We start from the raw sequence: 24,763 nt of genomic DNA, 5'->3' as shown, positions 1-24,763 counted from the left end.
GGGTTCAAGCGGCGCGGCGAAACTCCGCCGCGCCGACCTGACCGGCATCCGCCAGCGCAAAACGGCCGACGAGCGCCGCCATACGATCCGCCTCGCCCGCCAGATTGCGCGAGGCGGCGGTCGCCTCCTCGACCATCGCGGCGTTCTGCTGGGTCATGACGTCAAGCTCGCGCACGGTCTCGCGGACGTGGCCGATGTTGGTGGCCTGCGCGCTGGCGGCTGAGGCGATGTTGCTGGCAAGCTGCGCGATTTCGCCGACTTTGCGCACGATCCTCGCGAAGGAATCGCCGGTCTGGCCGACAAGCGCGACGCCGCGTTCCACTTGCACCGAGCTTTGCCCAATCAGCGTCTTGATATCGAGCGCAGCTTCGGCAGAGCGCTGGGCGAGCGCGCGCACTTCATTCGCGACGACCGCGAACCCGCGCCCGGCATCCCCGGCGCGCGCCGCCTCGACTCCGGCGTTGAGCGCGAGGAGATTGGTCTGAAAGGCGATGCCATCGATCACGCTGATGATCTTGCCGATCTCCTGCGCGGAAACGGAAATGTCGGTCATCGCCTGGACCGCTTCGTCGACCACGCCGCCGCCAGCCTGCGCGTCGCCATGCGCGGCCTGCACGGAATCGTGGAGATGCGCGGCATCGCCCGCCGTACTGCCGACACTGGCCGCCAGCGCGGTCATCGCGGCAGAGGCTTCCTCGAGGCTTGCGGCCTGCTGCTCGGTGCGCCGGGCGAGGTCGTCCGACGCCTGCCGGATCTCCTGCGCGCCGACGTCGACCGCGCGGGAAGTCTGTGCGACATCGCCGAGCGCGGTGCCAACCTGGGCGCGCATCGTCTCGAAATCATTCTGGATCGCAGCGAATTCGGGCGGCAGCGCTTCGAGCGGCGTGCTGAAGTTGCCATCGGTCATGCGCTGGAGTGCCGCACCTAGGGCATCGATAACCGCGCGCCGGCGCTCCTCCTCCACCGCGAAGTAGGTCTCGACCGCGATTTCCATGTCGAGCAGCGCCATCTTGATAAGGGTGGCGATCCGCTTTGCCGTGCCGCGCGAGAGCGGGCCGACCATTGCGCCGATGATGGGTTCGAGCACGCTGGCATAGGCCCCGATGTACCACTGCGGGGAAAGGCCGATGCGCGCGTGGACTTTGCCGACCCGTTCGGCGCGCTGGAAATAATCGGCCGTCGCACCGCCCGCGAAGAGGGCCTGCCAATGGGCGATCTGCTTGGCCTTGGCCGATCCCATGGCCGCTTTCGAAGCAAAGAAGCCGGCCGTCTCGGGCGTGGCGGCGATCCGGTCGTAAAGCTTGTCAAGCGCAGCCGGTCCCGCGCTGGCGACGGCTTTACCCACTCCTGGAAGACGGACCGTGTCGTCCGGGCCGATAGAGAAGAAGGCCAGCTTTTTTGCGATGTCGCGGTTGTCCATCGTCGTTATCCATCCGGTTTGTGTCCGGTTCGGATAAACTGGCAACACTTCGAAACGCCAAAATGGCAGCTACGCGCCAATGCCTAGCGGGCCATGGAAGCAGCCAGTCGACGACCGGCGAATTGCCCGCGAAATTCAGCGATTTTATCGATTAAGAGTTACATCCATCGGCCAGGCCTGCCCTTTGGGGCAGGTTCGCGTGATCAGGGCCCGTGCAGGGAGCCTTGAGGAAGCCCCTGCACCGCCCGCGATCACACCCGCATCGGCATCAGCACATAAAGCGCGGCCGACTTGTCGTCCTTGCGGATCAACGTCGGCGCGCCAGCATCGGCGAGGTGGAGTTCCACCATGTCCCCGTCGATCTGGCTGAGGATGTCCTTGAGATAATTGGCGTTGAACCCGATCTCGAAGCCCGCGGCGCGGTATTCGGCGGCGATCTCTTCCGCCGCGGTGCCGTTTTCCGGGCTGGTGACGGAGAGCGTGACCTTGTCGTTCTCGAGCGCCATCTTGACCGCGCGGGTCTTCTCGGTGGCGATCGTGGCAACGCGGTCCACGCCTTCGAAGAAGCTGCGCGGATCGAGGCGGAGCAGCTTGTCGTTCCCGGTGGGGATCACGCGGCTGTAGTCCGGGAAGGTGCCGTCGATCAGCTTGCTGGTGAGCACAACGCCGTGTTCACCGCCCAGCGTGAAGCGCACCTTGCTGGCCGAAAGATCAAGCAGCACTGCGGTTTCGAGCACATCATCAAGCAGCTTGCGCAGCTCGCCCACGCATTTGCGCGGCACGATCACGTCCGGCATGCCCTCAGCGCCGTCGGGCCGGGCAATGGTGTAGCGTGCAAGGCGGTGGCCGTCGGTTGCGGCGGCCTTGAGTACCGGCGTCGCTTCATCCGCCACGTGGAGGAAGATGCCGTTGAGGTAGTAGCGGGTTTCCTCGGTCGAGATCGCGAAGCGGGTGCGGTCGATCAGTTCGGCGAGGACGCGCGCGGGCACTTCGAAGCTCGTCGGCAAGTCGCCTTCGACGATCACCGGGAAATCATCGCGCGGCAGCGTGGGCAGCTGGAAGCGGCTGCGTCCGGCCTTTACGACCATGCGGCCATCGGCGGCATCAAGGCTGACCTGGCTGCCATCGGGCAGCTTGCGTGCGATATCGAAGAGGAGGTGCGCGGAAACCGTGATCGCGCCGCCACGCTCCACTTCCCGCGCGGGCATCGTCTCGATGATCTGGAGATCAAGGTCGGTTGCCATGAGGCGGACCGAGCCATCGGGCGAAGCCTCGATCAGCACGTTCGAGAGGATCGGGATGGTATTGCGACGCTCCACCACCGATTGCACATGGGACAGGCAGCGTAGCAAGGTCGCGCGTTCGATCGTGGCCTTCATTCTCGTCTCGTGTCCCCCGCCCTTGCGAGTCCCGGCAGGGGACCGTTGAGGGCTGTGTAGCTGGCGTCTCCGCGCCTAAGGAATCGCGGGCGAAGACGGGTTGTTACTGGACTATCTTCCTTAACGCACGCCCCGCCACGGGCAAGCGCAAGCCGCCTTCGCAGCGGCGAAGCTGTGCATAAATGCAGCGAAAACGGCGGGCTTGCTCCGCAACCTCAATCGAGCACCCGCAACGCATCGAACATCTGCGCGGTGGCGGCAATCCACGCGGTAATCAGGCCCCAGCCGACAGGGGTTACCTTGGCCGGATCGCGGCCGGACTCACTGAGCGCAGTGGAGACGCGCCGCAGGTCTCCCTGCGTGACTTGCGTGGCCGGGTTGTTGGCATTGCCGGGGCCGATATCGAGCGCCTTGTCGATGAGGTCGGACGGAATGCCCTCAGCCTTCAGCCGGGAATCGAGCCCATCGCGCGCCATCCGGCCGAGCACGTAGCCGAAATAGGCATCGCGCTCCTTCTCGCCGAGGAACTGGTCTGCCGCGCAGCGATCGACGAGGGCATGGAGCGCATCGAGCGCGGGCTTGCTGCGCGCCTCATCCAGCGTGAGCATGCTGTCGGCGAGCTGCGCATCGAGCCCCTCGGGCGCGGCAATCACCGCGCAGGCGAGCGCCTGGGGCGCGCGGGCCTGCGCTGCAAAGGGCATGGCCGCCAGCGCAAGCAGAAGCGGCGCCAGAAAGGCCAACGGGCGCCGCATGGCGATCAGGAGAGCATCGCCATGCCGCCATTCACGTGCAACGTCTGCCCGGTCATGTAGCCTGCATCGCGGCTGGCGAGATAGGCGACCGCCGCGCCGATATCGCTGCCCTCGCCCATGCGGCCCATCGGGATGCGCGCGTTGAGCGCGTCCTTCTGTGCATCGGGGAGCACATCGGTCATCGCGGTGCGGATGAAACCGGGGGCGACGCAGTTCACGGTGATGCCGCGCGTGGCGAGCTCCTGCGCAAGGCTCTTCGACATGCCGACAAGCCCCGCCTTGGCCGCGGCGTAGTTGACCTGCCCCGGATTGCCAGTGGCACCAACCACGCTGGTGATGGTGATGATGCGCCCGAAGCGTGCCTTCATCATCGGCTTGGACGCCGCGCGCATCAGGCGGAAGGCGGCTTCGAGATTGACGCGGATCACGGGGTCCCATTCCTCGTCCTTCATCCGCATGGCGAGGTTATCGCGCGTGATGCCGGCGTTGTTGACGAGGATATCGACCTTGCCGAGCGTATCGATCGCGGCAGGCACCAGATGCTCGACCTGCTCGGTGTTCGATAGATCGCAGGTGATCTCGACGTGGTCATGACCATAGGTGTCGTTCAGTTCCTCGCGGAACGAACGCAGCTTGGACGGGTTGGTTCCCGAAAGCGCGAGGCGTGCGCCCTGCTTTGCGAGGGCATGGCTGATCGCCGAGCCAATGCCGCCGGCGGCGCCGGTGACGAGGGCGGTCATGCCGGTGAGATCGAAGAGGCGGTGTTCCATGGGTTGCTCCGGTAAATTTGGTTCGCGCAGAGTTCGCAGAGATCGCAGAGAGTCAGGACGGGGGCTGGTAGTTGTTCACGAGCCGCCGGATGCCTTCTTTCATGGTGAGCCCTGAAAAATTGAGCAACAGCCCAACGGGCTGCTTCATCAACCTGAGATAGGTCAGCAATTGCTTTGCATGCACCTTGGTCAAAGTTTCGACCGCTTTGATTTCGACGATCAAACACTCTTCCACTAGCAAGTCGATCCTGAACGCTCCCTCAAGCCTCATGCCGTCGTATTCGATGGAAACTGGTACCTGACGCTGCACCTTGTAGCCAGATCGCTCAAGGCTTGCTGCAAGAATTGCTTCGTAAACACTTTCAAGGAGCCCGGGGCCAAGTTCCCGATGAATCTTGATGGCTTCGCCAACCACTCTTGCGCTGATGTCGTCAATCGCTGGCACCTTTTTCCTCTGCGATCTCTGCGAACTCTGCGCGAACCCTAATCTCAAAGCTCCTTCGCGAAGGCTTCGATATCGGCCATGCCGATGAGGCTGGCAACTGCGACATCGCTGACGGTGCGGGTGATCATCGGGCCGACGACCTTGCCGCCAAGCTCGACGAAGTGCTCCACGCCCGCAGCGCCCAGTGCGACCATGCTCTCGCGCCAGCGGACGCGGCCGGTGACCTGCTCGACGAGGAGGCGGCGGACCTCTTCAGGGTCGGTCACGGCGGCAGCGGTGACATTGGCCATGAGGGTGACGCGCAAAGGGCCCGGCGGGGTCTGCGCCAGCGCCTCTGCCATGGCATCGGCGGCGGGCTGCATCAGCGGACAGTGGAAGGGCGCGGAAACGGGGAGAAGCATGCCGCGCTTGATGCCGTGCTCCTTGACCATGCCGATGGCGCGCTCGATCGCGGCAGTGTGGCCCGAAAGCACGACCTGGCCGGGCGCGTTGTCATTGGCGACGGTGCAAACCTCACCTTGCGCGGCGGCTTCAGCCAGCGCGGCGGCCTGATCGATCTCGGCGCCAAGCAGCGCGCACATCGCACCCTCGCCCACCGGCACGGCGGCCTGCATCGCGGACCCGCGCAGGCGCAGCAGGCGGGCAGTATCGGCGAGGCTGAAGGCTCCGGCGGCGCAGAGCGCGGTGTACTCGCCGAGGCTGTGGCCGGCGACGAACTGCGCCTTGTCAGCCAGGACTAGGCCGCATTCCTTTTCCAGCACACGCAGCACGGCGATGGCATTGGCCATGATCGCAGGCTGGGCATTGGCGGTGAGGGTCAGCTCGTCTTCCGGTCCCTCGGTCATCAGCGCAAAGAGCTTCTGGCCGAGCGCGTCGTCGACTTCCTCGAAAACTTCACGCGCGGCGGCGCTGGCGGCGGCGAGGTCTGCGCCCATGCCCAGCTTCTGGCTGCCCTGCCCCGGAAAAACGAATGCCCGCATCAACACACTCCTGCTGTGACGGAGCGCGCCTAGTGATTCGCGGGGGTGCCCTCAAGCCCGAATGCGACAATCTTGTTATCAACATCATGCCCGATATCGGCGCGGCCCAGATAGGGAATGCCGCTGCGGGCGCACCAATCGCGCGCAATCGCCTCCTCGCCGGCGCCGAAGGGGACATCGTTTTCGGGCACATCGCCGACGCGGCCAAGCCGCAGCCCGGCTATGCCCCCAAGCTGCGCGGTCACGTGGAAGAACAGCCGGTCCACTGCATAGAGATGCTCGGAGACTTCCTCGACCATCACCACGTGCCCTGAAAGATCGGGCAGCAGCGGCGTGCCGCAGAGCATGGCGAGCGTGGTGAGATTGAAGGCGGCGCGGGGGCGGCCATCCTGCGCCCGCTCGACGCCGGAGCGGTCTCCGGCAAGCCAGTGCAAGGTGCGCCGCACGGCCTCATGCCCGCCCTCACGGCGGATATCACCGGGCATCGGGGCGTGGACAGACTGTCCCACCCCCGCACGATAGAGCGCGGCGAGGAGGTAGCCGGTATCGGAATAGCCGAGATACGTCTTGCTGCGGGCAGCTTCGCCCAGCCCGGCGACGGCAGCGGCGGCGATCCGGTTGGAGCCATAGCCACCCCGCGCGAACCAGACGGCATCGAACGAAGGATCGTTCGCGCATTCGAGCAAGGCTTCAAGGCGCTGCACATCGGTGCCGGCGAAATGCCCCGCTTCCAGAAAGCACTGCGGATGAAACGAAAGCGCAAGGCCCGGAATGTCCGCCGCCAGCGCGGAAACGGCGGCAGCGTCTTCATGGGTGATCGGCCGGGCCGGCGCGCAGATCGCAATCCTTGGCATGACGCTTCCTAACCCGGTTGCGCCCGGGCACAAGGCCGCATACCGCTTCGCGCCATGAGCATCGACGACACGGCGAACGAGAGTGTGAACCTCACCGCACAGCCCTGGTTCTTCTGCGGCATTGGCGGTTCGGGCATGCTGCCACTCGCGCTGATCCTGAAAGGCAAGGGCGCGCAGATCGCGGGATCGGACCGCAGCCGCGATCAGGGGCGCACGCCGGAAAAGTTTGCCTGGCTGGAAAGCCTTGGCTTCACGCTGCATCCGCAGGACGGCAGCGGCATCAGGTCGGCGGAGCAGATCCTCGTCGCCTCCGCCGCGGTGGAGGATACCGTGCCGGAAATGGTGCGCGCAGCAGAGCTGGGGTGCCGCCGCATGCGCCGGGCCGAACTGCTCTCCACCCTGTTCAACGCGGCGCCGATGAGCATTGCCGTGGGCGGGACCAGCGGCAAATCGACCGTGACCGGCATGCTCGGATGGATCCTCACCGCCTGCGGGCGCGATCCCACGATCATGAACGGCGCGGTGATGAAGAACTTCGCGGGGCCCGACGCGCCCTTTGCCAGCGCGCGGGTCGGCGCTTCGGACGGCCCGTTCGTCTCGGAGGTCGACGAAAGCGACGGTTCGATCGCCGCATACCGGCCGAGCATTGCGGTGCTGAACAACGTCAGCCTCGATCACAAGAGCCTGGAGGAACTGCGCGGCCTGTTTGGCGATTTTCTGGCGCGGTCCGGTACGGCAGTGGTCAATCTCGACGACGCGGAAAGCGCCGCACTGGCCAGCCGGGCGTTAGACGGCGCGCTCACTTTCGGCATAGGGTCGGTCGAGGCCGATCTCGGCGTGGTGGAGGGCAGCGTGGCCGAATCGCCCCTCGGGATTTCAGCCTTGATCGAGTTGCGCCGCACCGGCGAACACCATGCGCTGGCGCTGGGTGTACCGGGCCGGCACAATCTCTCCAACGCGCTGGCGGCGCTGGCCGCGGCACACGCAGCGGGCGTGCCGTTGGGCGATGCTGTGCAGGCCTTGGGAACCTACGCAGGCCTCGCGCGCCGGTTCGACGTGGTGGGGACAAGCCCAGCCGGTGTGACCGTGATCGATGATTTCGGCCATAATCCGGAAAAGATCGCCGCGACGTTGGCCACGCTGAAAGCACATCCCGGCCGGGTGATCGCGTTCTTCCAGCCGCACGGCTATGGCCCGCTGCGCCAGATGGGGGCGGAACTGGCGGAAGTGCTGGCAACGCGGCTCGGCGCCGGAGACACCGCGATCCTGTGCGATCCGGTCTACTTCGGCGGCACGGTGGACCGATCGGTGGGCAGCGAGCGCATCGTGGACATGATCCGCGCCCACGGCGGCACTGCCGAGCACATCCCGGCCCGCGCCGACTGCGCCCTGCGCATTGCCGAACTGGCTGCGCCCGGTGACCGCATCGTGATCATGGGCGCGCGGGATGACACCTTGTCGGCCTTCGCCCGCGACCTGCTGGCGCAACTGGCCTAGGCCATCAGCCCAGCGGACCGACCGCGTCGAGCAGCGATGTGGTGAGCCGGAGGCCCCGCGTTGTCAGGCTGACATAGCGGCGGCGGGCATCTTCCTGATCGGCCACGCGGACGATCAGCCCCTCACGCTCAAGCCGGGCTATCCAGCGCAGAATGGTGGTCGAAGGCAGGCCCGCGCCTGCACAGACGCTGGAAACCTGCAAGGCCGTGCGGGTCTTGCGGGCAATGAACAGGTCCAGAAGAATATCCCAGCCGGGCTCTCCGAAAAGGCCCTTGACCGGGCTTGCCGCATCGCGGCGGCGGCGCGCTTCATAAAGCAATTTTGCAATGCGGAGTGTCTCCGCATCCAAATCGACATGACCGTCCAATGCCAACTCCTCGCATGCCAAGGGACGTTCGCCGCCAAGCTCTTTCGCCCCCGCCGCCGGGCTATCGGAAACATGGCGCTGACTGTTTTCGCGGTCAGTCTTGTCGTTACGCGACCCTTGGGATTCTTATGATCAATCAGGCTATATATGTAACCATGTTGCCCAATATTGGTAAGCCTGCCGCCAAGAAATCTGGTCCAAATTGGTTGCAACTTTAGTTATTTTTCATAACTCATCGATGTCAGGTTGGTGATACGTAATCCGGACCGGGTTTGAGCACCTGCCACTTGGCAGAGAACGGCCGCTGCGGCATGAGCAGCGCATGATCGGATTTCGCCGTCCCAAGCCCGCTACCCAGGATGCCCCTGCACTCGCCAAAGTGGGCGAGCGGGTGCGCGCGCGGCTTGAGGCTGATCCGAGCGTCTATCGCCTGCCGGTCGAGACAATCGAGATCTTCGGAGTGGCGGATTTCTTCACTGCGGAAGAATGCGCGCGGCTGATCGGGATGGTCGATGCAGTCGCGCGGCCCTCCCCCACCTATCATGGCAATGCCGATAGCGGACGGACGAGTTACACCGGCGATGTCGATCCCGATGATCCGTTTATCCGCATGCTGGAGCGCAGGATCGACGATCTCATGGGGATCGAGCACGCGCATGGCGAGGTGATTCAGGGCCAGCGCTATGAACCCGGCCAGCAGTTCCGGGCGCACTTCGATTACTTCGATACTGCGGCGAGCTACTGGCCGACCGAGGAAGGCCGCGGCGGGCAGCGGACGTGGACGGCGATGGGCTATCTCTCAGCCGTTGAAGCGGGCGGAGCGACCGAATTTCCCAAGGTGCCGATCTCGGTCCCGCCGCAGAAGGGCGCGCTGCTGGTGTGGAACAACATGGGGCGCGACGGGAAGCCGAACCCGCTAACCCTGCACGCCGGGCGGCCGGTGGAGCAGGGCGTGAAGTATATCGTGACGAAGTGGTACCGCGCGCGGCCTTGGTGTTAGGTGGGGACACTGGACTGTAGCCGAGAAAGCCTGCTGGTACCCACCAAGGAAATATCACTTCTTTTTCAGGCCGCCTATCTAACGAATTTCCAATTTACCGAGATTAAATCGACATCAGCAACGAACTGGCCATCTTTGCTGATGGCTGGTTGGTAACGCATTTGCTGCAACATGTGTGGGCAAACAGCGTCATCAAGCACTGGGTACCCGCTTGTGCGGATAATATTGCATTTCCTTGGAGTGCCATCTGCATCGACCTCGACCGCTACGGACGTCACTCCGGACAGTTCGTAGCGCCGTGCCGCTTTTGGGTATTTCAACCCTTCGATTGGAGAAGTAAGCTCACTCAAAGGTCGTTGCGGGAGGCCGGCTGGTTTTGCGGGAAACTCGAGGCGGGTTTGGCTAACTTCGATCACACGGATTTGTATTCCGCCAACAAGGGGTAAATCAGCGTCTGTCGGTTGAGCGCGCGGCATGATCCAATGAACCCAAAGCTGTGAGTGCCGTCCATTCCGACCAATGCTTTCAGGAGAAACCGGATCAAATTTTGCTCGCTGCATGGAACTCGCGCAGGTTTCTGCGTCCAACTCAGCCGATCGCGAGCTTCGCAAAACTTCACACTTAGTTGGCTTGCCATCCAGAGAGACTGTCAGATCAATTATCGTCGTTCCGTGTTCACCTTGCTTTAGCGCTCTTTCTGGATACCCTTCAGTCGTATTCCAAGATTTCGCAGCGGCGATTGCGGGTAAGATCCAATTGATAGAAACGCATGCCGCCAAGCCCAAAATGTGGCGCAAAGACATGAAGCACCTCGATCTAGAAGCGAGCGCAATTTAAGCACATGTTTAGCTTGAGTCACTCCGCCGGCAGTTCCACCCCTTCCAGCGCCTCTGCGATCAACCGCCGCGTCCCCGCAATGCCGTAGAGCGCGATGAAGCTGCCCATGCGGGGGCCTTGGCTCGAGCCAAGCAGCGTTTCGTAGAGCGCCTTGAACCAATCACGCAGCGCGCCGATGCCGTAGTGCGGGTCCTTGCCGATCTCGTAGACCATGGTCTGGAGGTCTTCGGCGCTGGCGCTGTCGTCGGTCGCGGCGAGTTCGGCATCGAGCGCGGCGAGGGCGGCGGCCTCATTGGGTTCGGGCTTGCGGCGCTTAAGCGTCGGGGCGACGAAATCGCGGTTGTAGGCGAGCGCCGAGGTGACCAGCGTATCGAGCGCGGGGTGCGCGGCGGGATCGGCGTTTTCGACGTAGTTCGCAAGGTAGGACCAGACCTGCGCCCGCGTCGCCTGCGCGCCGAGCACGCCGACGAGGTTAAGCAGGAGGCCGTAGGTGACGGGGAGCGTATCCCCTGCCCCGCTGGTGCCGCGGTTCGCGCGTAGCAAGTGCCACACCGGGTTGCCGAGCTGCTGTTCGATGGGCTGGCTGAGGAGCTTTTCGCGGAACTGCCAGTATTCATCGACCGCGCGGGGGATGATCCCGGCGTGGAGCGACTTGGCGCTCTTGGGTTCGCGGAAGAGGTAGAAGCCGAGGCTTTCCTCGCTGCCGTATTCGAGCCACTGCTCGATGGTGAGGCCGTTGCCCTTGGACTTGGAAATCTTCTCGCCGTTCTCATCGAGGAACAGCTCGTAGATCAGGCCTTCGGGGCGCTTTCCGCCAAGGACCTGCGTGATGCGGGCAGACTGGGTGACGCTATCGGTCAGATCCTTGCCGCACATCTCGTAATCGACGCCCAGCGCGGTCCAGCGCATGGCCCAATCGACCTTCCACTGCAGCTTGGACTTGCCGCCGAGGATCGACTGGACGACCATCTCGCCCTGATCTTCAAAGCGCACGAGGCCAGCCTCGGCATCGACGACTTCGACGGGCACCTGCAGCACTTCGCCCGTCTTGTCGCTGATCGGGAGGACGGGCGAATAAGTGCGGCGGCGCTCCTCACGCAGGGTGGGGAGCATGATGCCCATGATCGCATCGAACTTGCGCAGGACGTTCTTCAACGCCTCGTCAAACGCGCCGGAGTTGTAGCGATCGCTCGCCGAGACGAATTCGTACTCGAAGCCAAACCGGTCTAGAAACGCGCACAGCATCCCGTTGTTGTGGTGCGCGAAGCTTTCGTGCGTGCCAAAGGGATCGGGGATGCGGGTGAGCGGGTGGCCCAGCTTTTCGGCCAGAACCTGCTTGTTGGGGACGTTGTCCGGCACCTTGCGCAACCCGTCCATGTCGTCGGAGAAGGCGATCAGGCGCGTGGGGTGGCCGCCAGTCAGCGTCTCATAGGCGCGGCGGACCAGCGTGGTGCGCAGCACTTCCTGGAAGGTGCCGATATGCGGCAGGCCCGAGGGGCCGTAGCCCGTCTCGAACAGCACGGGGACGAGATCTCCGCTCGCATCGCGCTTGCCGCCGGGGAAGCGTTTGACCAGCTTGCGTGCTTCCTCGAACGGCCAGGCCTTGGAGGTCTGGCTGGCGGTGAAGACATCAAGCGGTGCGGGGTTTTCGGCGGTTTCCATAGCGGGGTCCCTTTTGCGGATGCCCCCCGCCAGCGCAAGGAAAAGCTTGTGCGCTGGGCTGCCCAATCGCTACCGGACTGGAAAGAGAATGTGGGGAGACGGTATGGAATACGATGAGGTCATGCTCGGGCGCCGCAGCATCCGGGGCTACAAGCCCGATCCGGTGCCGCAGAAGCTGATCGAGGAAATCCTGGCAATCGCGATGCGCGCGCCCACTTCGATGAACACGCAGCCGTGGAATTTCTACGTGATCACCGGCGAACCGCTGGCGCGTATCCGGCAGGGCAACACCGAGCGCATTCTTGCCGGGGAGCCGGATTCGCGCGAGTTCCGCAAGGGCGAGCCGTTTGCGGGCGTTCACCGCGAGCGGCAGATCGGCGTGGCGAAGCAGCTGTTTTCCGCAATGGGCATCGCGCGCGATGATGCGGCCATGCGGCAGGATTGGGTGCTGCGCGGCTTTCGCCAGTTCGATGCGCCGGTCTGCGTGATCGTGACCTATGACAAAGTGCTGCAGGGGAGCGACGATACGCCGTTCGATTGCGGCGGGGTGGTCAACGCGCTGGTCAATGCCGCGTGGTCGCGCGGGCTCGGCACGGTGATCAACAGCCAGGGCATCATGCAATCGCCAGTGGTGCGCCAACATGCCGGGATCGCCGACGATCAGGTGATCATGAAAAGCATCGCACTCGGCTGGCCGGACGAGAGCTTCCCCGCCAATGCCGTGGTTTCCGAGCGCAAGACCGTGGCGGAGGCGGCGACGTTCGTGGGGTTCGATTGAGGCTGTAACGCACTCCTAACCGGCGCGTGGCAAAATGGGGCGCATGGAGACCCAGACCATGCCGCCGCCCGAGCTCGATTCGATCCTGCGGCGCGAGCTTTTGCCCGGTGAACGCCTGCTGTGGAGCGGAAGGCCCGATCCCTCGCGCCTGCGCGCGGTCTTCGCGATCTGGTTCTTCGCGGTGCCGTGGACGGCCTTCGCGCTGTTCTGGGAGGCCATGGCCCTGCTGCCGTGGATGGCAAGCTCGCACACCCCGCTCGGCATCCAGTGGAGCTTCGGGATCATCTTCCCGCTGTTCGGCCTGCCCTTCATCGGCATCGGCCTTGGCATGTTGTGGATGCCCTTCAAGGCCCGGCGCAAGGCGGCGCAGACGATCTACGGCCTCACCGATCGGCGAATGCTGCGCGTGACCGCCGGCTCCAAGCGCGAAAGCGCCAGCGTGCTGATCGGCCAGATGGGCCCCATCGACGTAACGGCCGATGCCAACGGCTATGGGACCTTGCGCATACAGACCGGCACCCGCCTCGACAGCGATGGCGACAAGGTGACCGAACGCTTCGAGGTGCTCGGCGTGCCCGGCGTGAACCGGCTCGAAGGCCTGCTGCTGGAGCAGAAGTCAGCGCAGTAGGCCCCCCTCTTCCCACCCTCTCCCCATTCCTTCGACAAGCCCAGGATCAGGGGGGAGAGGGCAGCAGCTTACTTCAGCAGCGAGAGCACGTTCTGCTGGGCCTGATTGGCCTGCGCAATCATCGCGGTCGAGGCCTGGCTGAGGATCTGGGCCTTGGCCATGGCGGTCGTCTCGGCCGAATAATCGGTATCGAGAATCCGGCTGCGCGCGTCCGAGAGGTTCGTCACGTTGTCGGTGAGGTTGTTGATTACCGATTCGAGGCGGTTCTGGCCCGAACCGAACTCTGCGCGCGCGACGTTGATCGCGGTGAGCGAGGCATCGACGTTGTCCATGGTCGTGCCAGCCGCCGTGGCGGTGCTGACGTCGATGGCCTGCGGGGACGTCGCCGGATCGTAAGTCGTGTTGGTGCCGCCAAACAGCTTGGTGCCGTCGATCGCCTTGCTGCGCAGGTCCACCGTGTCGGTGGTGTTGCTGCCCGTCTGGATCGAGAACGTGGCATCGTCCGAGCCATCCGCCGCAGGAGCCGCGCCGACTACGGTGAACAGTCTGGTGCCGTTGAACGTGGTCTTTTCCAGCACCTCGCTGACCTGCGAAGTGAGGTTGGCGACTTCCGACTGCATCGAGGTGCGGTCAGTGTCCGTGTAGGTCGCCGACTTGGCCTGAATGGCAAGCTCGCGGATGCGCTGCAGCATTGCGGTCACTTCGTTGAGCGCGCCGTCGGCGGTCTGCGCGAAGCTGATGCCGTCGTTGGCATTGCGGATCCCCTGACTCATGCCCTTGATCTGCGAGGTCATGGTGGTGGTGATCGCAAGGCCGGCGGCGTCGTCCTTGGCGCCGTTGATGCGCTTGCCGGTCGAGAGACGCTCCATCGCGACGCCCGCCATCTTCGAGGCACTGTTCGAGGCGTTCGACGCGCGGATCGCACTGATATTGGTATTGATGACTGCCATGATTCCCATTCTCCACTATGGGCCGGAGCGTGGGGCTCCGTTCATGTCCCGATAGGCCAGAACGGCCGAACCTTGCCGGGTTTAAGGCAAGCGCCCTGCAAGCTGGTGTGAAGTCCATGGGGGAAAGCACGTAAGCCCCCGGCTTGCCCCGCTCCGGGCTTTCCTCTCTAGTGCGCGGGCGATGGCTGCCACTTCCCTCCCCGCGATCCCCGTCCCGGCGATCCACGCCAGCCACAGTGGCTGCTGGCTGCGCGACTTTGCCGGCACCCGGCCGGTGGGCAAGGGCGAGGCGATCATGGCGGCGGCCGATACGCCGCTGCTGCTGCTGAATGCGCCGCTGGTGGCGAGCCGGCTGGGCTATCCGGACCTCTCCGGGCTCGATCTGCTGGAGCTGTTCGCCTTCATCCACCCGGCGCGGTTCATGGTGCCGACGCCCAAAGGGCTGGCGCAGGCGCTGGGGCTGGCAGAGCCTGCGAGCGACGACGGCGTGCCCGCGTTGCTGCAGGCGGCGGCGGATGCGCTGCTCGCTGTCTGCGAGGATCCCGCTTGGCCCGAGCGCGAGGGTGCGTGGAGCGCGCTGCAATCGCTGGTGCGGCTGCGCTGGCCCTGGGCGGGGCTGCTGAGCCCCCGCATTGCGCAGCCGCAGCGCGCCGAACGCTGGCTCTTCTCGCGCCTGCCGGAATGGGAGGAAGCGCCAGAGCGGCCACAGCCGGCGCAGATCACGCTCGATGAGGATGCGATCACCGCGCGGCTCGCCGAACTGACCGGCAGCGGGGCGGAAGCGCGCCCGGCGCAGCAGGCCTATGCACGGGCGGCGGGCGCGATGTTTGCGCCGCGTGGGGGCCAGCGCCAGCCACACATGGTGCTGGCGCAAGCGGGAACCGGCACCGGCAAGACCTTCGGCTATCTCGCGCCCGCCTCGCTCTGGGCCGAGCAATCGGGCGGGACGGTGTGGGTTTCGACCTACACCAAGGCGCTGCAGCGGCAATTGCGGCGCGAGAGCCGGGCGGCCTTCCCGCCCGAGCGCGCAGTGCAGGCCGGACGCTCCGGCCCGCCGGTGGTGGTGCGCAAGGGGCGCGAGAATTACCTCTGCCTGCTGAACCTTGAAGACGCGCTGCAAGGCGGCTTTACCGGGCGGCCAGCGATCATGGCGCAATTGGTCGCGCGGTGGGCGGCCTATAGCCAGGATGGCGACATGATCGGCGGCGATCTGCCGGGCTGGCTCGGCACGCTGTTTCGCAAGCGGGGGATCACCGCGCTGACCGACCAGCGCGGCGAATGTGTCTATGCCGGGTGCCCGCATTTCCGCAAATGCTTCATCGAGCGCGCGGCGCGCGCCTCGGCGGGGGCGGAACTGGTGATCGCCAACCACGCACTGGTGATGATCAACGCCGCCCGCGCGCGCGAGCAGGCGCAGCGGCCGACGCGGATCGTGTTCGACGAAGGCCACCATGTGTTCGAGGCGGCGGACAGCACCTTTGCCGCCGCGCTGACCGGGGCCGAAACGGTAGAACTGCGGCGCTGGGTGATCGGCCCCGAAGGCAGCCAGCGCGGGCGGCGGCGGGGCCTTGCCGCGCGGCTCGCCGATGTTGCGAGCTATGACGACGAAGGTGCCCGCGCGATCGCCGATGCGCGCGAGGCGGCCAGCGCATTGCCGGGCGATGGCTGGCTGGCGCGGGTTGTCGAAGGCGGACCGTTCGGCCCGATCGAGGACCTGCTCGCCGAAACGCGCGAACTCGTGCTCGCGCGCGACGAAAGCGGCGGGCAGGAAGCGGGATACGGGCTGGAGACCGAAGCGGCGCAGCTTGGCGGCAGCTTCATCGAAGTGGCAGGCCGCGCGCAGGAAGCGCTTGAGGCGCTGCGCCAGCCGCTGATGCGCCTGACGCTGCGGCTGGAAGCCTTGATGGAGGACGGGCCGGACTGGCTCGACGGCCCGGCGCGGGCGCGGATCGAAGGCGCGCGCGGCGCAATTGGCTGGCGCACCGATCTGCTCGCCGGATGGGTCAGTCTGCTCGCGCGGCTGGGCGGCCCGGGCGATCCCGAATTCGTCGACTGGCTGGCGCTGGAACGCTCCGAAGGGCGTGAATGGGATATCGGGCTGCATCGGCGCTACCTCGATCCGATGAAGCCCTTTGCCGAAGCGGTCCTGGCCGGCGCGCACGGGGTGATGATGACGTCTGCCACGCTGACCGACGGCGCGGAGACGCAGAGCGGCGATTGGAGCAGCGCCGTCGCGCGCAGCGGTGCGCCGCATCTCGATGTGCGGCCGCAAGTCTTCGCCGCGGCAAGCCCGTTCGACTATGCGCGCAATGCCGAAGTGCTGATCGTGACGGATGTGCCCAAGGGCGATATCCCCGCGCTTGCCAATGCCTATGGGCGGCTGATCGAGGCTTCGGGCGGCGGGGCGCTGGGGCTGTTCACAGCGATCCGGCGGCTGCGCGCGGTCTATGGCCGGATTGCCGACCGGCTGGCGCGCGGGGGGCTGCCGCTGTTTGCCCAGCATGTCGATCCGATCGATACGGGTACCTTGGTGGACATCTTCCGCGATGATCCGCGCGCCTCGCTACTTGGCACCGATGCCTTGCGCGACGGGGTGGACGTGCCGGGCCATTCGCTGCGCCTCGTCGTGATGGAACAGGTGCCCTGGCCCAAGCCCTCGATCCTCCACCGCGCGCGGCGGCTGGCCCATGCGGAGAAATTCGGTGGGGGCGGACAGGCGCATGATGACCGCATCATCCGCGCGCGGCTGGCGCAGGCGTTCGGCCGGCTGATCCGCACCGGAACGGACCGGGGGCATTTCGTGGTGCTCTCCTCCGCCTTTCCCTCGCGCCTGCTGACCGCCTTTCCGCCCGGCACGCCGGTACGCCGCGTGACGCTCGATGCGGCTTTACAAAGCGTGGCGGGCCGTGTTTCAGAAGGAGTCGACGCACCCGCGCCTGCCAGCCCGATCAATGAGACCCGCCTTTGAAAACGCTCGCTCTTCTGCGCCATGCGAAGTCCGATTGGTCCGACGCGCGAGCCCGCGATTTTGACAGGCCCTTGAACGCGCGGGGCGTGCGCGGAGCCCGCGCGATGGGGCGCTATATCAAGAGCACCTGCCTGAGCTTCGAGCGGATCATCGCCTCGCCTGCGGTGCGCGTGGCCGAGACGATCGAGGAAGCAAGCAAGGCCTGGGGGCACACCTTTCCGGTCGAGTGGGACCGGCGCATCTATCTCGCCAGTTCCGCCACACTGATCGACCTCTTGCGCGAGCTTTCGGGCGAGCCGGAGAGCGTGCTGATGATCGGGCATAACCCCGGCCTTGAAGACCTGATCTTCGACCTCGTGCCCGACGATGGGTCCAGCCCGCTGCGCGAGGAAGTGGAAGTGAAGTTCCCGACCGCAACCTTCGCGGTGATGGAACTCGCCATCGAGCGCTGGGCCGATCTGGAAGAGCGCTGCGGGAAGCTGGTTGCGATGAAGCGGCCGCGCGATCTGGATCCCGATCTGGGGCCTACGCTCAACGATTGAGGCAAGCTGCTCGGGTGTTTCTCGCAGAGACGAGGTCGGTCAGGGCTTCATCATGGACGCGACGGCTGATGCTTTGGCTGCGGTCTGGGGATCGGTGCCGTCATCGAGCGCAAGTGCCTCCATCTTCGTGTAAAGTGCGTCGGACGTGTAGAATTCGAGCATGACTGCTGACTCAGAGCTTTCCCAGAACGGCGTGAGGCCGATTCCTTCCATGCCCGGTGCCTGCCATGAACGCCAATCGCGCCAGAGGCGAAGAGCCAAGACTTCGTTCGGCGCCGCTTCCAGTTGAGCCATGAGAGCATCGAGCGGCCATCCGCCGCGCTTGAACATGCACAGGACGCTATCAAGTTCATCGCTACCGTTTTCGATCCGGTGCTGAAGGAACATCCTTTGAAAGCGATCGATAACTGCCCATTCCTTGGCCGACCAATTGCTCGGATTGCCGGTTTCAAAGCGGCCGAGACTAACCTCGAGCGCGCACGTTGCTACGTCCTCACCGGCGGCCAAAATCTCAAGTATGCGCGGAAGCAGGTAGGCCCACGTAGCCTTTGCAACGCCGACCTGCGGATCATAGGCCGCGTCATACCAATCCTGGATATACTCCAACGGCAGCTGACGGATCGGCGGATTGAAAAAATCGGCCTCGATCCTGCGATCCATGCAGCAATTCCGGCAAACCTCAATGCTGCTGGGCTTGGGGTAGTCAAAGACCCGGTAGGCTTCTTCGATGATCTCGAAGAAGGGATGGCCTGTTGCAAGTTTGGCTTTGAGCGGCGGAGGCGACGAACTTGCCATCTTCTCCGCATAGAGCGGTAGTATTACGCATCAGCTAATCGGGTCGATGCAATTGCCAGTCAGGCTGATGCCGCTGCGCGTCTCCGCGCGAACCAATCGTCTAGGCCTCAATCCTCCAGCGCGCCCGCAAGCCTGCCGCGGATCGTCTCAAGGTGGCGGCGCAGGACACGCAGGGCGGAGATGATCTCGTCCTCTGCCGGCATCGGGGCAGTGCTCGCGGGTGCAGGTGCCGGCGCTGGCGCCGCGGAAGCAGCAGGCTTCGCACCGCCCTTCCCCGAAAGCGCCTGCAGCGCGCCGCGGATGGTGTAGCCTTCGCGGTGGAGGAGTTGGTCGATTCGCGCGACGAGCGCGACGTCCTCGGGGCGATAGTAGCGGCGGCCGCCCGCGCGGGTCAGCGGGCGAAGCATCGGGAACTGTTCTTCCCAGTAGCGCAGGACATGCTGCTTGAGGCCGAGCGCCTTCGCTACCTCGCCAATCGTGCGCAGGGCATCGGGCGCCTTGCCGTCCTGAAACGCAGGAGCGGTGTTTGGCGCGGAACCCGGGGAATCAACTGCTGGCAGCAATCCGGTCCTTCAGCATCTGACTTGCGCGGAACGTCATGACGCGGCGCGGGGTGATGGGCACTTCGACGCCGGTCTTGGGATTGCGACCGACGCGTTCGGCCTTGTCCCGTAACAGAAATGTTCCAAAACCGGAAATCTTTACATTCTCGCCCTCGGCCAGCGCCTCGCACATATGGTCGAGAATGGACTCGACCATGCCGAGCGAATCCGCCCGAGACAGGCCGACACGGCGATTAATGCTCTCTGCAAGATCAGCGCGAGTAAGAGTCCCCACCGAACGCATCCCCGATTCCCCCGATAAAAAAGCGACAAGCTGACTTGACACAATACAGTGTCCGCCGCGCTTTACAATCCGCTTTCCACATTATTTTATCGGCCAATGCATTGGTCCGCAACGAAAACTGTAGGGCCACAGCTTCCACTTTGGCTGAATCAGACGCGGACGAGGCTCGCTCCCCACGTAAATCCGCCGCCCATCGCCTCGAACATTACGAGATCGCCGGGCTTGATCCGGCCGTCACGCACGGCAGTATCAAAGGCCAGCGGCACCGAGGCGGCGCTGGTGTTGGCGTGGCGATCGACCGTGATGATCACCTTTTCCTCGGGCAGACCGAGCTTGCGCGCGGTGGCATCGAGAATGCGGGCATTGGCCTGATGCGGCACGACCCAATCGATATCGTCCGCCTTGTAACCGCTTGCCACGAGCACTTCCTCGAGCACCGCGGCGAGGTTCACCACGGCATGGCGGAACACTTCGCGGCCCTTCATGCGCAGCTTGCCGATCGTGCCGGTGGTGGAAGGCCCGCCATCCATGTGCAGCAGATCGCCATGGGCGCCGTCGGCATGAAGGCGGGTGGCGAGAATGCCGGGTGCCATGGGGTCGCTTTCATCCACGTCCACGGCTTCGAGCACGACCGCGCCTGCGCCATCGCCGAAGAGCACGCAGGTCGTGCGATCGTCCCAATCGAGCAGGCGGCTCATGGTTTCGGCGCCGATCACCAGCGCGCGCTTGGCCGCGCCGGTGCGCAGCAGCGCATCGGCCGTGGCGAAGGCGTAGAGGAAGCCGGAGCAGACGGCCGCCACATCGAACGCAATGCCGCCGCGGCAGCCAAGCGCGTTCTGCACGATGGTCGCGGTCGCCGGGAAGGTCTGATCCGGGCTGCAGGTGCCAAGCACGATGAGATCGATCGAGGCGGCATCGATGCCGGCAGCTTCGATCGCCTTGCGGCAGGCCTCGGTAGCGAGGGTGGCGGTAGTCTCGTCCTCCCCCGCGATGTGGCGGTTGCGGATGCCGGTACGCTCGACGATCCATTCGTCGGTCGTATCGACCATCGTCGCCATTTCGGCGTTGGAGACGGCGCGCACTGGCAGCGCGGAACCGCTGCCGCGAATAACTGAACGCAGCGTCATGCCGGAGCCCCTGGCGTTTCGGGCGCAGGCCGCACGCGGGTGGTCGCGCCGCGCATGGCTTCCTGCCCTGCCTGGGCAAGGTCTGCCGCGATCCGCTCGGTCAACCGTTCGGACAGGAGCCGCGCGGTGACCGCGACTGCATGGGCAACGCCCAGCGCAGATGCACTGCCATGGCTTTTCACGACGACACCGTTGAGACCAAGGAACACCGCGCCATTGTGATTGTTGGGATCGAGATGATGCTTGAGCAGCTCGGTCGCCGGTTTGGAAATCAGGAAGCCGAACTTCGAGCGCAGCGAGCTGGAAAAGCTGCGGCGCAGCAGATCGGCAACGAACCGCGCCGCGCCTTCCATCGCCTTGAGCGCGATATTGCCGGTGAAACCGTCGGTCACCACGACATCGACATCGCCGCGCGAAAGCTTGTCCGCCTCGGTGAAGCCATCGAAGCGAAAGGCGAGTGCCTCACCCGCCTGCTTGAGCATCGCGGCGGCATCGCGCAGTTCGTCGGTGCCCTTGATTTCTTCGGTGCCGATGTTGAGCAGGCGCACACGCGGTTCGGCCAGGCCGTGGACGATCCGGGCATAAGCCGAACCCATGATCGCGAACTGCACGAGATTGCGGGCATCGCAATCGGTGTTGGCACCGAGATCGAGCATGACGAGATCGTGGTCGCCAAGCGTGGGCAGAAGCGCTGCAAGCGCGGGCCGGTCGATCCCCGGCATCGTGCGCAGCGCGACTTTCGACATGGCCATGAGCGCGCCGGTATTGCCAGCGCTGACAGCGGCGCCGGCACTGCCGTTCTTTACCGCTTCGATCGCAAGGCCCATCGACGTGGTCCGCGCGCGGCGGAGCGCCTGCGTCGGCTTTTCATCGCCGGCAACAACATCGGGTGCGTGGAGGATTTCGGAAGCGGCGCGCAAGTTCGGGTGCGCTTCGAGCGCCTGCTTGATGGCAGTTTCATCGCCTACCAGCAGGAACTTGAACTGATCGTGCTGGCGACGCGCGAGTGCGGCGCCCTCGATCATGACGCGCACTCCCACATCGCCGCCCATCGCATCGACGGCGATACGCGGCAAAGCCATAATGCGGCTGTCTCCCCCCTCAGCCGAAATCAGAGGCCGACGGCGATGATCTCGCGGCCGTTGTAGTGCCCGCAAGCACCGCACAGCATGTGAGGGCGCTTGAGCTCACCACAATTGGAGCACTCATGGAAGGCATCAACCTTCAGCGCATCGTGGCTACGACGCATGCCCCGGCGGGAGGGCGAGGTCTTTCTTTTGGGGACGGCCATCGCGGCACCTGTTCCTGATCTTGAATTCGTCTACGGGCAAGCGCGATAGGCAAATCCGGACCAGCGCACAACCCCTGTTGGGGCGCCTTTTGGGTGGCGGCCCGACTGAAGATCGGCAGCAAGCTGGAATCGCCAATCGCGGGCGAAGGCGCGCCTATACGGATTTTTGGATGCTTTGCAAGCTCCGGGCCGCTAGGAGGGCCGCGGGGTGTAACAACAATACCAAAGGGGAGATAACCTGATCATGACATTGCCCATCACTCTGCCAATCACTCTGGCCGCCGTTGCCGCAGCCGCGCTGATCAACATCTGGCTTTCGATCCGCTGCGGCCAGGTTCGCACAGCAGAGAAGGTCTCGGTCGGCGACGGCGGCAACGACAAGCTGATCCGCCGCATGCGTGCGCATGCCAATTTCAACGAGAACACCCCCCTCGTGCTGGTGATGATCGCCGCGCTCGAATTTGCGCACCCGGCGAGCACGCCGCTTGCCGCCGTCGCGGGTGTGTTCATGCTTGGCCGCGTGGCGCACGGGCTTGGCATGGACGGGGGCAGCTTCGGCATCGGCCGCATGATCGGCACGGTGATCACGCTGCTGACTCAGCTTGGCCTTGCCGTGTGGGCGATCATGAGCGCTTTGGCATAAAGCCTACTGCATCAGATTGTAGTCGCTGACAAAGCTGTTGGTCTGACGTTCCCGGCCGAAGGTGCTGTTCGGCCCATGGCCGGGAACGAACATGATATCGTTGCCGAGCGGCCAGAGCTTCTCGGTGATCGAGGCGATCAATTCCGCATGGTTGCCCATGGGAAAATCGGTGCGCCCGATCGAGCCCTGGAAGATGACGTCGCCCACCACCGCAAAGCGCGAGGGCTGGTGGACGAACACCACGTGGCCGGGAGTGTGGCCAGGGCAGTGGATCACGTCGAGTTCAACCTCGCCCACCGTCACCTTGTCACCATCGCCAAGCCAGCGGTCAGGCTCGAACACTTCGCCGCGGATGCCCCAGCGCTTGCCGTCTTCATCGAGCCGCGCAATCCAGAAACGGTCCGCCTCGTGCGGGCCCTCGATCGGCACGCCGAGTTCCTTGGCGAGCACGCCGGTGATGCCGCAGTGATCGATGTGGCCGTGGGTGACGAGCAGCTTCTCGATCGTGACGCCCGACTTTTCGATGGCCGCGCGCAGCCGCTCGATATCGCCGCCGGCATCGATGAACGCGCCGCGCATGGTCTTGGTGCACCAGATCAGCGTGCAGTTCTGCTGCAGCGGGGTAACGGGGATGATGGCGGCCTTGAGCGGCTGTTCGGTCGTTTCGGTCATGGGCTTCAAAGTGGCGGCTACCACGCGCCAAAGCAAGAGGCGGGTCGGAGGGGTAAGAATCCTAGATGCGCCCGCCCTTCCACACCACGCGGCCGAGCACGGCGACGTCGGTGCGGGGGCGCTCCATGCGCGGGTAGGCGGGATTGTCGCTGATGATCTGGACCGTGCCTGCAGAGCCCGGCTCGAGCCGCTTCACCAGCAGAACATCGTCGAGCCGGATCACATGGAGCCCGCTGCGCAAGGGGCGCGGTGAGCGGTCGACGAGGATCTCGTCGCCATCGCGCAAGGTGGGCTCCATCGAATCGCCCTCGACCTCGATCACGCTGAGCATGGCGGGCTCCAGCCCCTGCTGGCGCAGCCAGCGGCCCGAGAAGCGCAGGCGGTCAACCGGCGCGGCATCGAGCGCCAGCGTGCCCGGCCCGGCGGAGGCGCCGAGTGGCAGGCGCGGGATATCGGCCCAATCGGCGGTGCGGGCAGGCTGCCCTGCCCCCACCGTGAGCACGGTTTCGCGCGGCGGCGCGCCGAGTTCAGCCTCATCGACGCCGAAGAATTCGGCGAGGGTGCGGCGGTCGTTTTCCTCCAGCTTGCGCGGGGATCCCTTGCGCACGAACTGCTGAAGATAGGCGGCATTGCGGCCAAGCAGGCCCGAGAGCGCCGACAGACTCACCCCCCGCTCCGCCGCCAGCCCGATGAGGCGCGCGCGGGCGGGGTCCATCAGGGGTTCACCGGATTGCTGCGTCTCGAATCGGGAATTCATGGCCTAGCTCCATATTCGAAGGATTTTTCCTAGACCTGTAGGATTAACACGTCAACATAAGAAAAATCTTACATCGAGTCGTCACGGAGGTTCAGCCATGCTGATCAGGAAGATCGAACGGTTCCTTTCCCACCATGGCATGCCGCGCACGCGCTTCGGCCGCCTCGCCGCACACGACCCGCGCTTTGTCGACGACTTGCGCAATGGCCGCGAACCCCGTCCCGCGACAGAAGCACGCGTGGAACATTTCATGAACACTTATCGGAGCGCCCGCCATGTGGCTTGATCATCTTTTTCCCGCCCTGCCCCTCGAGCGCAAATCGGAAGGAGAAGGCAGGCCGCATCCGCGTGTACGGATCAGCCCGGGCGAGCGGCTTCTGCGCGCGGTGCTGGCACTGGCAGGTCCGCACGCGGAGCTGATGGAGCACAGCGAGGCGCCCTGGGCGAGCGTGACCTTCGCCGGCACGCGCCACACCATCGTGCTGCGCTATGCGGGCTGGGAAGCCTGCGACGCCGCCGAAGAGTTCATCGCAGCCCTGCCCGAGCACGAGTTCACGATTCCGCGCACGCTGGTGGCCGATGCGGCGGTGGTGCGGCTGGATCAGATGTTGCTGCCCGAACCGTGCATGACGCTGGAACTGGGGCTTCTGCTGCTGGACGATGTGTGAAGGGACCCTGATATCTTCCTGCCCGTCATCCCAATCCCGCTCATGCTGAGCTTGTCGAAGCATCAGCCACAACCGTCGCGCCAGCACCCTTCGACAGGCTCAGGGTGAGCGGGGGAAGAGCACTTTCCTGCCAAT

Annotated in this window: 28 protein-coding genes; 9 read left to right on the top strand and 19 right to left on the bottom strand. The window is 64.9% G+C overall.

Translation table 11 applies throughout. The features are described from left to right. Positions 1 to 4: 4 nt before the first annotated feature. The 7 genes from ACODS2_RS13575 to ACODS2_RS13545 all read right to left on the bottom strand — a co-directional run bounded on the left by ACODS2_RS13575 (position 5) and on the right by ACODS2_RS13545 (position 6,600). Positions 5 to 1,420 (bottom strand): methyl-accepting chemotaxis protein, encoded by a 1,416-nt coding sequence (locus tag ACODS2_RS13575; protein ID WP_488999300.1) that lies wholly within the window; start codon positions 1,418 to 1,420, stop codon positions 5 to 7. A gap of 251 nt (positions 1,421 to 1,671) precedes the next feature. After that, positions 1,672 to 2,799, bottom strand: a complete 1,128-nt coding sequence (gene dnaN / locus ACODS2_RS13570) for a DNA polymerase III subunit beta (RefSeq protein ID WP_488999299.1) — start codon at positions 2,797 to 2,799, stop codon at positions 1,672 to 1,674. Positions 2,800 to 3,014: 215 nt separating this feature from the next. Further along, positions 3,015 to 3,551, bottom strand: coding sequence for a hypothetical protein (locus ACODS2_RS13565; RefSeq protein WP_488999298.1), 537 nt, complete (start codon positions 3,549 to 3,551; stop codon positions 3,015 to 3,017). A gap of 5 nt (positions 3,552 to 3,556) precedes the next feature. Beyond that, a complete protein-coding gene (gene fabG, locus ACODS2_RS13560; protein WP_488999297.1) occupies positions 3,557 to 4,321 on the bottom strand; it encodes a 3-oxoacyl-[acyl-carrier-protein] reductase in 765 nt (254 codons plus the stop codon). A 52-nt stretch (positions 4,322 to 4,373) separates the two neighbouring features. After that, positions 4,374 to 4,766 carry a GxxExxY protein gene (locus ACODS2_RS13555; protein ID WP_488999296.1) on the bottom strand — a complete coding sequence of 131 codons (393 nt, stop codon included), beginning with the start codon at positions 4,764 to 4,766 and terminating at the stop codon, positions 4,374 to 4,376. A 44-nt stretch (positions 4,767 to 4,810) separates the two neighbouring features. Next, positions 4,811 to 5,746: an ACP S-malonyltransferase gene (gene fabD / locus ACODS2_RS13550; protein WP_488999295.1), complete on the bottom strand. Its 936-nt coding sequence runs from the start codon at positions 5,744 to 5,746 to the stop codon at positions 4,811 to 4,813. Between the two features lie 29 nt (positions 5,747 to 5,775). Next, a complete protein-coding gene (locus tag ACODS2_RS13545) occupies positions 5,776 to 6,600 on the bottom strand; it encodes an LD-carboxypeptidase (RefSeq protein ID WP_488999294.1) in 825 nt (274 codons plus the stop codon). 54 nt (positions 6,601 to 6,654) lie between these two features. On the opposite strand from ACODS2_RS13545, the gene ACODS2_RS13540 reads away from it, so the two are divergent. Continuing rightward, positions 6,655 to 8,097, top strand: coding sequence for a glutamate ligase domain-containing protein (locus tag ACODS2_RS13540; RefSeq protein ID WP_488999293.1), 1,443 nt, complete (start codon positions 6,655 to 6,657; stop codon positions 8,095 to 8,097). A gap of 4 nt (positions 8,098 to 8,101) precedes the next feature. On the opposite strand, the gene ACODS2_RS13535 is transcribed toward ACODS2_RS13540, so the two are convergent. Beyond that, a complete protein-coding gene (locus ACODS2_RS13535) occupies positions 8,102 to 8,464 on the bottom strand; it encodes a winged helix DNA-binding protein (RefSeq protein ID WP_488999292.1) in 363 nt (120 codons plus the stop codon). A 322-nt stretch (positions 8,465 to 8,786) separates the two neighbouring features. Here ACODS2_RS13535 and ACODS2_RS13530 point away from each other — a divergent pair, with 322 nt between their 5' ends. Then, positions 8,787 to 9,464 carry a prolyl hydroxylase family protein gene (locus ACODS2_RS13530; RefSeq protein WP_488999291.1) on the top strand — a complete coding sequence of 226 codons (678 nt, stop codon included), beginning with the start codon at positions 8,787 to 8,789 and terminating at the stop codon, positions 9,462 to 9,464. A gap of 74 nt (positions 9,465 to 9,538) precedes the next feature. On the opposite strand, the gene ACODS2_RS13525 is transcribed toward ACODS2_RS13530, so the two are convergent. Further along, positions 9,539 to 10,267, bottom strand: a complete 729-nt coding sequence (locus tag ACODS2_RS13525) for an energy transducer TonB (RefSeq protein ID WP_488999290.1) — start codon at positions 10,265 to 10,267, stop codon at positions 9,539 to 9,541. A 52-nt stretch (positions 10,268 to 10,319) separates the two neighbouring features. Then, a complete protein-coding gene (locus ACODS2_RS13520; RefSeq protein WP_488999289.1) occupies positions 10,320 to 11,963 on the bottom strand; it encodes a lysine--tRNA ligase in 1,644 nt (547 codons plus the stop codon). A gap of 103 nt (positions 11,964 to 12,066) precedes the next feature. On the opposite strand from ACODS2_RS13520, the gene ACODS2_RS13515 reads away from it, so the two are divergent. Both ACODS2_RS13515 and ACODS2_RS13510 read left to right on the top strand, forming a co-directional pair. After that, positions 12,067 to 12,741, top strand: coding sequence for a nitroreductase (locus ACODS2_RS13515; RefSeq protein ID WP_488999288.1), 675 nt, complete (start codon positions 12,067 to 12,069; stop codon positions 12,739 to 12,741). 43 nt (positions 12,742 to 12,784) lie between these two features. Next, on the top strand, positions 12,785 to 13,369 hold the full coding sequence (locus ACODS2_RS13510; RefSeq protein WP_488999287.1) for a hypothetical protein: 585 nt from the start codon (positions 12,785 to 12,787) through the stop codon (positions 13,367 to 13,369). Between the two features lie 68 nt (positions 13,370 to 13,437). Here ACODS2_RS13510 and ACODS2_RS13505 read toward each other — a convergent pair whose 3' ends face one another. Then, a complete protein-coding gene (locus tag ACODS2_RS13505; RefSeq protein WP_488999286.1) occupies positions 13,438 to 14,319 on the bottom strand; it encodes a flagellin N-terminal helical domain-containing protein in 882 nt (293 codons plus the stop codon). Positions 14,320 to 14,500: 181 nt separating this feature from the next. Here ACODS2_RS13505 and ACODS2_RS13500 point away from each other — a divergent pair, with 181 nt between their 5' ends. Both ACODS2_RS13500 and ACODS2_RS13495 read left to right on the top strand, forming a co-directional pair. Beyond that, positions 14,501 to 17,287: an ATP-dependent DNA helicase gene (locus tag ACODS2_RS13500; protein ID WP_488999285.1), complete on the top strand. Its 2,787-nt coding sequence runs from the start codon at positions 14,501 to 14,503 to the stop codon at positions 17,285 to 17,287. Next, positions 17,284 to 17,829, top strand: coding sequence for a SixA phosphatase family protein (locus tag ACODS2_RS13495; protein WP_488999284.1), 546 nt, complete (start codon positions 17,284 to 17,286; stop codon positions 17,827 to 17,829). Before ACODS2_RS13500 ends, ACODS2_RS13495 begins: the two co-directional genes overlap by 4 nt. Positions 17,830 to 17,868: 39 nt before the next feature. Here the strand turns inward: ACODS2_RS13495 and ACODS2_RS13490 are convergent, their stop codons facing one another. From ACODS2_RS13490 to rpmF, 6 genes are all read right to left on the bottom strand, one after another. After that, a complete protein-coding gene (locus ACODS2_RS13490) occupies positions 17,869 to 18,624 on the bottom strand; it encodes a hypothetical protein (RefSeq protein WP_488999283.1) in 756 nt (251 codons plus the stop codon). Positions 18,625 to 18,731: 107 nt separating this feature from the next. Continuing rightward, on the bottom strand, positions 18,732 to 19,184 hold the full coding sequence (locus ACODS2_RS13485; RefSeq protein ID WP_488999507.1) for a MerR family transcriptional regulator: 453 nt from the start codon (positions 19,182 to 19,184) through the stop codon (positions 18,732 to 18,734). Next, positions 19,171 to 19,470, bottom strand: coding sequence for an integration host factor subunit alpha (locus tag ACODS2_RS13480; protein ID WP_147159236.1), 300 nt, complete (start codon positions 19,468 to 19,470; stop codon positions 19,171 to 19,173). Before ACODS2_RS13480 ends, ACODS2_RS13485 begins: the two co-directional genes overlap by 14 nt. Positions 19,471 to 19,619: 149 nt before the next feature. Beyond that, the gene (locus ACODS2_RS13475; protein ID WP_488999282.1) at positions 19,620 to 20,597 is read right to left on the bottom strand and encodes a beta-ketoacyl-ACP synthase III; all 978 of its coding nucleotides are present in this window, start codon (positions 20,595 to 20,597) and stop codon (positions 19,620 to 19,622) included. After that, positions 20,594 to 21,679, bottom strand: coding sequence for a phosphate acyltransferase PlsX (gene plsX, locus ACODS2_RS13470; protein WP_298171755.1), 1,086 nt, complete (start codon positions 21,677 to 21,679; stop codon positions 20,594 to 20,596). The genes ACODS2_RS13475 and plsX overlap by 4 nt, the downstream gene beginning before the upstream one ends. 29 nt (positions 21,680 to 21,708) lie before the next feature. Next, a complete protein-coding gene (gene rpmF, locus ACODS2_RS13465; RefSeq protein WP_292930218.1) occupies positions 21,709 to 21,888 on the bottom strand; it encodes a 50S ribosomal protein L32 in 180 nt (59 codons plus the stop codon). Positions 21,889 to 22,132: 244 nt separating this feature from the next. On the opposite strand from rpmF, the gene ACODS2_RS13460 reads away from it, so the two are divergent. Further along, positions 22,133 to 22,531 carry an MAPEG family protein gene (locus ACODS2_RS13460; RefSeq protein WP_488999281.1) on the top strand — a complete coding sequence of 133 codons (399 nt, stop codon included), beginning with the start codon at positions 22,133 to 22,135 and terminating at the stop codon, positions 22,529 to 22,531. 3 nt (positions 22,532 to 22,534) lie between these two features. On the opposite strand, the gene ACODS2_RS13455 is transcribed toward ACODS2_RS13460, so the two are convergent. Together ACODS2_RS13455 and ACODS2_RS13450 are read right to left on the bottom strand one after the other, a co-directional pair. Beyond that, a complete protein-coding gene (locus tag ACODS2_RS13455; protein WP_488999280.1) occupies positions 22,535 to 23,203 on the bottom strand; it encodes an MBL fold metallo-hydrolase in 669 nt (222 codons plus the stop codon). Positions 23,204 to 23,264: 61 nt separating this feature from the next. After that, positions 23,265 to 23,960, bottom strand: coding sequence for a S24 family peptidase (locus ACODS2_RS13450; protein WP_488999279.1), 696 nt, complete (start codon positions 23,958 to 23,960; stop codon positions 23,265 to 23,267). A gap of 97 nt (positions 23,961 to 24,057) precedes the next feature. Between ACODS2_RS13450 and ACODS2_RS13445 the strand changes: the two genes are divergently transcribed. Next, positions 24,058 to 24,246 carry a hypothetical protein gene (locus ACODS2_RS13445; RefSeq protein ID WP_298171769.1) on the top strand — a complete coding sequence of 63 codons (189 nt, stop codon included), beginning with the start codon at positions 24,058 to 24,060 and terminating at the stop codon, positions 24,244 to 24,246. Further along, entirely contained in the window at positions 24,236 to 24,628 is a 393-nt protein-coding gene (locus ACODS2_RS13440; RefSeq protein ID WP_488999278.1) for a hypothetical protein, read from the top strand. Before ACODS2_RS13445 ends, ACODS2_RS13440 begins: the two co-directional genes overlap by 11 nt. Positions 24,629 to 24,763: the final 135 nt, after the last annotated feature.

The sequence above is a fragment of the Novosphingobium sp. FG137 genome, assembly GCF_057809735.1.
This window is presented reverse-complemented; position numbering and strand designations above follow the sequence as displayed.

Bases quoted from the DNA above. Each gene is read 5' to 3' on its own strand.
- ACODS2_RS13575 (WP_488999300.1), bottom strand. From the start codon at position 1,420: ATGGACAACCGCGACATCGCAAAAAAGCTGGCCTTCTTCTCTATCGGC.
- ACODS2_RS13490 (WP_488999283.1), bottom strand. From the start codon at position 18,624: ATGGCAAGTTCGTCGCCTCCGCCGCTCAAAGCCAAACTTGCAACAGGC.
- ACODS2_RS13445 (WP_298171769.1), top strand. From the start codon at position 24,058: ATGCTGATCAGGAAGATCGAACGGTTCCTTTCCCACCATGGCATGCCG.
- ACODS2_RS13515 (WP_488999288.1), top strand. From the start codon at position 12,067: ATGGAATACGATGAGGTCATGCTCGGGCGCCGCAGCATCCGGGGCTAC.
- ACODS2_RS13520 (WP_488999289.1), bottom strand. From the start codon at position 11,963: ATGGAAACCGCCGAAAACCCCGCACCGCTTGATGTCTTCACCGCCAGC.
- ACODS2_RS13450 (WP_488999279.1), bottom strand. From the start codon at position 23,960: ATGAATTCCCGATTCGAGACGCAGCAATCCGGTGAACCCCTGATGGAC.
- fabD (WP_488999295.1), bottom strand. From the start codon at position 5,746: ATGCGGGCATTCGTTTTTCCGGGGCAGGGCAGCCAGAAGCTGGGCATG.
- dnaN (WP_488999299.1), bottom strand. From the start codon at position 2,799: ATGAAGGCCACGATCGAACGCGCGACCTTGCTACGCTGCCTGTCCCAT.
- ACODS2_RS13475 (WP_488999282.1), bottom strand. From the start codon at position 20,597: ATGACGCTGCGTTCAGTTATTCGCGGCAGCGGTTCCGCGCTGCCAGTG.
- ACODS2_RS13525 (WP_488999290.1), bottom strand. From the start codon at position 10,267: ATGTCTTTGCGCCACATTTTGGGCTTGGCGGCATGCGTTTCTATCAAT.
- ACODS2_RS13530 (WP_488999291.1), top strand. From the start codon at position 8,787: ATGATCGGATTTCGCCGTCCCAAGCCCGCTACCCAGGATGCCCCTGCA.
- rpmF (WP_292930218.1), bottom strand. From the start codon at position 21,888: ATGGCCGTCCCCAAAAGAAAGACCTCGCCCTCCCGCCGGGGCATGCGT.
- ACODS2_RS13510 (WP_488999287.1), top strand. From the start codon at position 12,785: ATGGAGACCCAGACCATGCCGCCGCCCGAGCTCGATTCGATCCTGCGG.
- ACODS2_RS13545 (WP_488999294.1), bottom strand. From the start codon at position 6,600: ATGCCAAGGATTGCGATCTGCGCGCCGGCCCGGCCGATCACCCATGAA.
- ACODS2_RS13540 (WP_488999293.1), top strand. From the start codon at position 6,655: ATGAGCATCGACGACACGGCGAACGAGAGTGTGAACCTCACCGCACAG.
- ACODS2_RS13440 (WP_488999278.1), top strand. From the start codon at position 24,236: ATGTGGCTTGATCATCTTTTTCCCGCCCTGCCCCTCGAGCGCAAATCG.
- ACODS2_RS13505 (WP_488999286.1), bottom strand. From the start codon at position 14,319: ATGGCAGTCATCAATACCAATATCAGTGCGATCCGCGCGTCGAACGCC.
- ACODS2_RS13455 (WP_488999280.1), bottom strand. From the start codon at position 23,203: ATGACCGAAACGACCGAACAGCCGCTCAAGGCCGCCATCATCCCCGTT.
- ACODS2_RS13480 (WP_147159236.1), bottom strand. From the start codon at position 19,470: ATGCGTTCGGTGGGGACTCTTACTCGCGCTGATCTTGCAGAGAGCATT.
- ACODS2_RS13565 (WP_488999298.1), bottom strand. From the start codon at position 3,551: ATGCGGCGCCCGTTGGCCTTTCTGGCGCCGCTTCTGCTTGCGCTGGCG.
- plsX (WP_298171755.1), bottom strand. From the start codon at position 21,679: ATGGCTTTGCCGCGTATCGCCGTCGATGCGATGGGCGGCGATGTGGGA.
- ACODS2_RS13500 (WP_488999285.1), top strand. From the start codon at position 14,501: ATGGCTGCCACTTCCCTCCCCGCGATCCCCGTCCCGGCGATCCACGCC.
- fabG (WP_488999297.1), bottom strand. From the start codon at position 4,321: ATGGAACACCGCCTCTTCGATCTCACCGGCATGACCGCCCTCGTCACC.
- ACODS2_RS13460 (WP_488999281.1), top strand. From the start codon at position 22,133: ATGACATTGCCCATCACTCTGCCAATCACTCTGGCCGCCGTTGCCGCA.